This is a genomic window from Novosphingobium sp. (assembly GCF_032093395.1).
Taxonomy (GTDB): domain Bacteria; phylum Pseudomonadota; class Alphaproteobacteria; order Sphingomonadales; family Sphingomonadaceae; genus Novosphingobium.
Map to the genome: position 1 here is coordinate 20,566 of NZ_DAMDBA010000049.1, position 8,078 is coordinate 28,643.

At 63.7% G+C, this 8,078-nt stretch carries 8 protein-coding genes; 5 read left to right on the forward strand and 3 right to left on the reverse strand.

Annotated features, from left to right (window positions below; genetic code table 11):
* Together RT424_RS15760 and RT424_RS15765 are read left to right on the forward strand one after the other, a co-directional pair.
* Nucleotides 1–546 carry a hypothetical protein gene (locus tag RT424_RS15760; protein WP_313440223.1) on the forward strand — a complete coding sequence of 182 codons (546 nt, stop codon included), beginning with the start codon at nt 1–3 and terminating at the stop codon, nt 544–546.
* 1 nt (nt 547) lies between these two features.
* Nucleotides 548–1,075 (forward strand): CinA family protein, encoded by a 528-nt coding sequence (locus tag RT424_RS15765; RefSeq protein ID WP_313440224.1) that lies wholly within the window; start codon nt 548–550, stop codon nt 1,073–1,075.
* Between the two features lie 150 nt (nt 1,076–1,225).
* Here RT424_RS15765 and RT424_RS15770 read toward each other — a convergent pair whose 3' ends face one another.
* Together RT424_RS15770 and lipA are read right to left on the reverse strand one after the other, a co-directional pair.
* Complete coding sequence (locus RT424_RS15770) at nt 1,226–1,666, reverse strand: type II toxin-antitoxin system RatA family toxin (protein ID WP_313440225.1); 441 nt, start codon at nt 1,664–1,666, stop codon at nt 1,226–1,228.
* 3 nt (nt 1,667–1,669) lie between these two features.
* Nucleotides 1,670–2,626, reverse strand: a complete 957-nt coding sequence (lipA, locus tag RT424_RS15775; RefSeq protein ID WP_313440226.1) for a lipoyl synthase — start codon at nt 2,624–2,626, stop codon at nt 1,670–1,672.
* An 85-nt stretch (nt 2,627–2,711) separates the two neighbouring features.
* Between lipA and RT424_RS15780 the strand changes: the two genes are divergently transcribed.
* Nucleotides 2,712–3,380 (forward strand): carbonic anhydrase, encoded by a 669-nt coding sequence (locus tag RT424_RS15780; protein WP_313440228.1) that lies wholly within the window; start codon nt 2,712–2,714, stop codon nt 3,378–3,380.
* A gap of 86 nt (nt 3,381–3,466) precedes the next feature.
* On the opposite strand, the gene RT424_RS15785 is transcribed toward RT424_RS15780, so the two are convergent.
* A complete protein-coding gene (locus RT424_RS15785) occupies nt 3,467–4,819 on the reverse strand; it encodes a hypothetical protein (RefSeq protein ID WP_313440230.1) in 1,353 nt (450 codons plus the stop codon).
* Nucleotides 4,820–5,147: 328 nt separating this feature from the next.
* On the opposite strand from RT424_RS15785, the gene gyrA reads away from it, so the two are divergent.
* The gene (gene gyrA, locus RT424_RS15790; RefSeq protein ID WP_313440232.1) at nt 5,148–7,910 is read left to right on the forward strand and encodes a DNA gyrase subunit A; all 2,763 of its coding nucleotides are present in this window, start codon (nt 5,148–5,150) and stop codon (nt 7,908–7,910) included.
* Nucleotides 7,907–8,078 (forward strand): DUF952 domain-containing protein (locus RT424_RS15795; RefSeq protein WP_313440256.1); only part of this gene is annotated, 172 nt, incomplete at its 3' end. The genes gyrA and RT424_RS15795, both read left to right, overlap by 4 nt.

Sequence of the window (8,078 nt, forward strand, 5' to 3'; positions counted from 1 at the left end):
ATGCGCAAAACCTTTACCCTCGTTCTGGCCTCCGCGCTGGCAATCGTGCCTGGCGTCGCCAGTGCCCAGCAGTCGTGCCTGACCAAGGCCGAGGCCCGTTCGCTATTCGGCTATGCCCTTCCGCAAGTCATTTCCGGCACCAGCAAGCGCTGCGCCCAGGTGCTGCCAAGCGATTCGTTCCTGCGCAATCACGGCGCCGAACTGGTCACCCGCTATTCCACGCAGAAGGCCCGCTACTGGCCCGAAGCGAAGGCGGCTTTCCTCAAGCTCGGTTCCAGCAAGAATGCGCAAATGGGCGAGTTCACCCGTAACCTGCCGGACGAATCGCTTCGCCCGCTGGTGGATATAACGGTTGAAGGCCTTATTTCTCAGGAGCTTCCGCTTAAGTCCTGCGACAAGGTCGATCTCGCGCTGGACCTGCTTTCCCCGCTTCCGCCGGAAAACACCGCCGGCCTGATCGCGCTGCTCCTAGAAGTCACCTCAAAGGCCGACGAAGTGGCGCCCGGCAAGGCGAAGCTCGGCGGCTTCTCGCTCTGCAAGGACTGACATGCCCGGCGACATTCTTTTTCCTCAGGATCTCTACGACCTCGCCGCACGCGTGATTGCGGAGAACAAGGCGCTGGGGCGCAAGGTCGCGCTGGCCGAGAGTTGCACCGGCGGCCTCGTCTGCGCGGCACTGACCGAAGTGCCAGGCTCCTCGGCCGTGCTGGACCGCGGCTTCGTGACCTATTCGAACGAGTCGAAGCAGGAGATGCTGGGCGTTCCTTCCGATATCATCGACACGCTGGGCGCCGTCTCGCCGGCAACGGCCTGGGCCATGGCGCAAGGCGCGATCGCGCATAGCCATGCCGATGTCGCCGTGGCCATCAGCGGCATCGCCGGACCGGAAGGTGGCAGCGACCTCAAACCCGTCGGCACGGTGGTATTCGCCCGCGCCCATCGCGGCGAGGAAGAGGTCCATGCCGAGCAGAAGCTGATTGCGGGCGCGAGCCGGGCGGAAATCCGCCATCATGCAGCCGTGGTGGCACTGGAGTTGCTGTTGCCGGGGACCGAGCTGCCGGCTTATGCCGATTGAGCAGAGCTTGATGAGGCATCCACGACGCTGAGCCGTCGTCCCGGACTTGATCCGGGACCGCTGGCAGTCTTTAGGCGCTCGACTGCGAGCAAGGCGCGGCTCGGCCAGCGGTCCCGGATCAAGTCCGGGACGACGGGGTTTAAGCTTTAATCAGACCGGTTCGCCGTAAAGCTCGTGTGCGCGGGTTTCGAATGCCGCGACCATCTTGCGGAAGGCCTTGTCGAAATACTGGCCGGCCAGTTTCTCGAACAGGGCGTTGCGGAAGCTGAAGCGCACGTCGAACTCGATGTCGCAGCTATGGGCATCCACGGGGTGGAAGATCCAGTGGTTGTGGAGATCCTTCATCGGACCATCCACATAATGCACCTTGATCTCTCGCGGGTGCACCTTCTCGACACGCGAAGTGAATTTTTCCCGCAAAGCCTTGAAACCGACAAGCATGTCCGCGACCATCTCGGTTTCGGTGTCAGACTTCACGCGGGTGGCCACCACCCAGGGAAGGAATTCCTGATAGCGGCCGACGTCCGCAACAAGGTCGAACATCTGCTGGGCGCTGTAAGGCAACCGCTGGGTTTCGTGAATTCCGGGCATACCTCAGGCCTTTTGCGCGACCTTGGGTGCTTTGGCCGCCAGCTTCGCCTCGCGCGCGGCGCGCATTTCAGCAAAGTCCTTGCCGGCATGGTAGCTCGAACGCGTGAGCGGCGAGGAAGCGACCTGGAGAAAGCCCTTGGCGCGGGCGATCGCGCCATAGGCATCGAAAGCCTTCGGTGTGACGAATTCCTTGACCTCGGCATGTTTCGGCGTCGGGCGCAGATATTGGCCCATGGTCAGGAAGTCGATGTCCGCGCAGCGCATGTCGTCCATCACCTGATGCACTTCGAGGCGCTCTTCACCCAGGCCCAGCATGACACCGGACTTGGTGAAGATCAGCGGATTGTGGGCCTTTACTTCTTCCAGCAGGCGGAGCGACGCATAATAGCGGGCGCCGGGCCGGATCGTGGGATAGAGCCGGGGAACGGTTTCCAGGTTGTGGTTGTAGACGTCCGGCCCCGCCTCGACGATCGCCTCGACGGCGCGGCGCATCTTGCCGCGGAAGTCGGGCGTGAGAATCTCGATCGTCGTGTTCGGCGTGGCGGCACGCAAGGCCTGGATTACCTTCACGAACTGGTTGGCCCCGCCATCGGGCAGGTCGTCACGGTCCACCGAGGTGATGACGATGTGTTCGAGGCCGGTCTTGAGCGCCAGTTCGGCCACATGCTCGGGCTCGGAAGGATCGACTCGGCCGGGCATGCCCGTCTTCACGTTGCAGAAGGCGCAGGCGCGGGTGCAGGTGTCACCCAGGATCATCACAGTGGCGTGCTTTTTGGTCCAGCATTCGCCGATGTTCGGGCAGGCCGCCTCTTCGCAGACCGTGTTGAGCTTCAGGTCGCGCATCAGCTGGCGGGTTTCGCCATAACCCTTGCTGGTCGGCGCCTTCACGCGGATCCAGTCGGGCTTGCGCTGACGTTCGGGCTTCTGCTCGGGACTTGGCACGGAAGAAAGATCGTTCATGCCGTCCAGATAGTCGCAAGCTTGCCCGCTTGCCAGTGCGAATATCCGGACTAAGGGTTGCGTGCGTTTCAATTGGAGGCAAGCCATGACCGATTCCAGCGCCCCGCAGCCCGAACAACGCGTCCTCGATAAACTCCTTCAGGGATATCGCCGTTTTCGCAGCAGCGGCTGGAGCCCCAATCGCGAACGTTGGGAGCGCCTTAGCGAAGGGCAGCAGCCCGAAGTGATGATCGTGGCCTGTTCCGACAGCCGCGTGGATCCGGCGCAGATATTCGACGTGGATCCCGGCGAGATCTTCGTGGTTCGCAACGTCGCCGCGTTGGTACCGCCTTTCGAGACGACGCCCGGCCACCATGGCGTATCGGCCGCGCTGGAATTCGCGGTACAGGTGTTGAAGGTCAAGGAAATCGTGGTCATGGGCCACGGCATGTGCGGCGGTTGCAAGGCCGCGCTCACCCAGGAACTGCGCGGCGCGGAACCCGGCCAGGGTGGCTTCATCGCCGACTGGATATCCATGCTGGACGATGCCCGCGCGCCGGTTGCCGCCGAGTTCGGAACGACGGGACGATCGGCCGAACGCCAGATGGAGCAGGCCGCCGTGCGTGTCAGTCTCGACAACCTGATGACCTTCCCCTGCGTTCGCCACAAGGTCGGCAACGGCGATCTCAAGCTGCGCGGCGCCTTCTTCGCCATCTCCGACGGGCAACTCCACCTGATGGACGAAGCCACGGGGGCCTTCGCTCCCGCTTCGTAACGGGCTAAAAACCGGTCCGGCAAAAAAGACAGGGGCGGCGGGAACAAATCCCGCCGCCCCTTTGCTTTCAGGTCCGAAGGTTCAGCTCAGGAAGCCGGAGTGCCCTTCGAAGCGGCATAAGCGGCCCAAAGCTTGGCGACGGGCGCGCGGGTACCGGTAACCTTGGCGAGAGTGCCCTGCGCATCGGCGCTCTTGCCCTGCATGGCCTGCGCCATGCCAAGGCGCAGATTCGCCTTGTTGGCGTCGACGCCGGGCTTTCCGAGGGCGGCCTTGTAGAGCGTTTCCGCCTTGGCGTAATCCTCGTAGCTGAGGAACACGTCCGCAGCATCGGTCACTTGTGCGACCGTGGCGGCAGGCTTGAGGGCGTCGCGCTCGGTCGCCGGCAGCGAGGCCTTGTCGGCGGCGACACGGCCGGCAGTGTTGGCGCGATCGGGAACGTCAGCCTGGGTCAGCAGGTTCTTGGACAGACCCTGGTCCATGATCTTGACCGCTTCGCCCGGGAAGGCGCGCGGATCGACGTTCTGGAGATATTCCAGATAGTCGCGCTTGTCCTTCATTGCGCCGGTGGCGCTCATCAGGCGCATGAGATCCAGGTTTTCGGCGTTCGGCAGCGAGGCAAGCTGACGCACGATCGAGGTCGAGATGTTCCACGAGGCAGCGTTCGGGTAGTACTGCGCCAGCATCGCGGCATATTCGGTAGACGGCGCAAGCTGCTTGGCATCGTAGGAAGCCTGGAGAGCGCTGCGGATCGAGGTCTCGCTCGGCTTCGCGCCGCTGGCCTTGGCCGCTTCGAGTTCCTGCTTCACCATATCCAGTGCAGCCTGCGGGTTGTTGGACCGCTTGTAGGAATCGGCCAGCAGCGGCTGGATCATGTTTTGCGTATCGCGATAGCCGCCATCGAAGGACTGCTTGAGATAGCGCGCGGCGACATCGTAGGAGCCGCTCTGGTAGGCGGTCACGCCTGCGAGATACTGGACCTGGCCCAGCGATTCGGGGCTGGTCTGGCCGCTGTCGAGCATCATGACGAGGCCCTTATGCTGCATCGCCGGGTCGTTCATCAGAACGCCCACGTTGCGGGTCATCTCGCCCTGCTTCAGCTTGTCGAACGGCTGGGTGGCCTGAGCCTCGGCCGTCTGGAGCTGGGCGAGCACCCCGCCCATCGCAGCGTCCACTTCCGCGCGTGCCGCAGCCTTTTCAGCATCGGTCTTGGCGGCCTGCGCCTTCTGCGAAGCGGCCTGAACGGCGGCATTCGCCTTGGATTCGGCGATAGCCTTGTCAACCGGGGCGGCGACAGCGGAATATTCCTTCGAGAACGCCGCCTTGGCAGGCGCCTTCTCCTTCTCCTTGGCAACAACCATGGTCGGCGCGGCCGCTGCGGCGATACCGCCGGTCATGGCCACGGCCAGCGCGATACGGGAAATCAGGAACTTGCGAGCCATTCAGGCCAACTCCTCATCAAGACACGGTGAAGACGTGCCCGAAAGCACGGCTCCCAAAACTGGTGCTGCCGGTGTGGCGGCGAAACCGCCCTTTGGCAACCTGGAGGCGGTATTAGATATCCGCCACTGAACGCTGTTTGAATGCAATTCATCGCAGGCCAAGGGGTTCCCGCCCCCGGCAGAGCCCCCGCCCCACTCCCTTCACCCCTTAGGTGTGGAAAAATGTGCAGAGCGCAGTCCTGCCTGCCCTGCCCGTGTGGCTTTCCCCCCGCGCATGTCCTAGGGCGATCCAACACCCTTTGTCCCGCAGCAACGAACGATCCAGCGCGTGAGCGACGACACCGACATCAACGGCCCCGAACACATCGGTCCCGAAGGCGAATACACCCGCATCGACATCGTCGATGAGATGAAGACGAGCTACCTCGATTACGCGATGAGCGTGATCGTGAGCCGCGCCCTGCCCGACGTGCGCGACGGCCTGAAGCCGGTCCACCGCCGCATCCTCTATGCCTGCCAGGAAGCGGGCTACGTCGCCGGTCGTCCTTACCGCAAGTCGAGCCGCATCGTCGGCGACGTCATGGGTAAGTATCACCCGCATGGCGACAGCGCGATCTACGATGCCCTCGCCCGCCTGACGCAGCCGTGGTCGATGCGACTGCCGCTGATCGACGGTCAGGGCAACTTCGGTTCGATGGACCCCGATCCGCCGGCCGCCATGCGTTACACGGAAGCCCGCCTCGACAAGGTGGCGAACGAGCTTCTCTCGGACATCGACAAGAACACCGTCGATTTTGCCGACAACTACGACGGCTCCGAAAGCGAGCCGACCGTGCTTCCCGCGCGCTTCCCGAACTTGCTGGTCAACGGCGCGGGCGGTATCGCAGTCGGCATGGCCACGAACATTCCGCCCCACAACCTGGGCGAAGTGATCGACGGCTGTCTGGCCATGATCGACAATCCCGCGACCACGGTCGAGGATCTGATCCAGATCATTCCGGGGCCCGACTTCCCCACCGGCCCGCTGATCCTGGGCCAGGGCGGCGCCCGCAACGCCTACCTGACCGGCCGCGGCTCGATCATCATGCGTTGCCGCCACGAAATCGAGGAAGGCCGCGGAGACCGTCGTTCGATCGTCCTCACCTCGATTCCCTATCAGGTCGGCAAGTCGAACCTCGTCGAGAAGATCGCCGAAGCCGCCAAGGAAAAGCGGATCGAGGGCATCTCGGACATCCGCGACGAATCCAACCGCGAGGGCGTTCGCGTCGTCGTCGATCTCAAGCGCGACGCGACGCCCGAAGTCGTGCTCAACCAGATCTGGCGCAATACGCCCGCCCAGTCGAATTTCGCCGCGAACATGCTGGCGATTCACGGCGGCCGTCCGGAAGTCTTCAACCTTCGCGGCTTCCTCCAGGCCTTCATCCAGTTCCGCGAAGAGGTCATCACCCGTCGCACCAAGTTTGAACTGAACAAGGCGCGCGACCGGGCACACATCTTGCTGGGCCTGGTCGTGGCGGTGTCCAACCTCGACGAAGTCGTGGTGATGATCCGCAGCGCACCGAACCCCGCAACGGCGCGCGTGCGCCTGATGGCCAAGGAATGGCCGATCGGCGACATCGCGCCCTATATCAGGCTGGTCGAGGCGATCGAGCCCAGCGCCGAGCAGGACGGCGGATCGTACCGGCTCTCCGAGATCCAGGTGAAGGCGATCCTCGACTTGCGCCTGCATCGTCTTACAGCCCTGGGTCGCGACGAGATCGGCGACGAACTCAAGGAACTGGCGGCCGCGATCGAGGAATATCTCTCGATCCTGGCAGACCGCGTGAAGCTCTACGGCGTCATGCGCGACGAACTCGTCGCCGTGCGCGAACTCTACGCCACGCCGCGCGTCTCGCAGCTCACCGGCGCCGCCGAAGGCATCGAGGACGAAGACCTCATCGAGCGTGAGGACATGGTCGTCACGGTGACCATGGATGGCTACATCAAGCGCACGCCGCTCTCCACGTTCCGCGCCCAGGCGCGGGGCGGCAAGGGCCGCGCCGGCATGGCGACGAAGGACGAGGACGTCGTCACCACGATGTTCGTCACTTCGACGCACAATCCGGTGCTGTTCTTCTCGACGGCAGGCAAGGTCTACCGCCTCAAGGTCTACAAGCTGCCCGAAGGTGGCCCGACCACGCGCGGCCGACCGATCGTCAACCTCCTGCCTTCGCTGGACAAGGACGAGACGATCCAGACCGTTCTCGCCTTGCCCGAGGACGAGAAGGAATGGAGCAAGCTTTCGGTCGTCTTCGCGACGGCAAAGGGCAACGTCCGTCGCAACTCGATGGATGCCTTCGCCAACATCCCGTCGAACGGCAAGTTCGCGATGAAGTTCGACGACGACAGCGAGGATCGCCTGATCGGCGTGGCGCTGCTCGACCAGTCGGACGATGTCCTGCTGGCAAGCCGCCAGGGCAAAGCGATCCGCTTCGCCGGCGACCTGGTCCGCGAATTCGCAAGCCGCACCTCTACCGGCGTGAAGGCGATGACGCTGAAGGAAGGGGACGAGGTCATCTCGCTGTCGATCCTCCACCGCGTCGGCGTGAAGGACCAGGACGAGCGTGAGGCTTATCTCCGCTTTGCCCCCTGGAAGGGCGAACGCGACGGCGAAAGCACGCTCGAACCCGAACGGCTCGCCTATCTGGTCGAGAAGGAACAGTTCATCCTCACCGTCTGCGCCAACGGCTACGGCAAGCTGTCCTCGGCCTATGAGTACCGCCGCACCGGCCGTGGCGGACAGGGCATCACCAATATCGACAACATCGACCGCAACGGTCCGGTTGTCGCCAGCTTCCCGGCTAGCCGCGCCCACCAGCTCATGTTGGTTACGGATCAGGCCAAGCTGATCCGCCTGCCGCTCGAATCGCTTCGCGTGATCGGCCGCGGTTCGGCGGGCGTGCGTCTGTTCAACGTGTCCAACAACGAACACGTCGTCAGCGCCGTGCGCCTCGACGAGCCGGTCGAGGAAGAAGTTGCCGAAATCGCCGTCGAAGGCGAAAACCCCGTGACCGACATGCCGGAAGGCGATGCGCCGGACACCGAAGCGTGAGTGAATCGGTCGCCTACAAGATCCTGACCGGAGAGCAGCTTGACCGGCTGCTCTCCGACGGTGTTTTCACGGGCGCTCCGATCGACCTGGCCGATGGCTATATCCATATGTCGACCGCCGATCAGGCGCAGGAGACGCTGGACAAGCACTTCGCCGGGCAGACCGGCC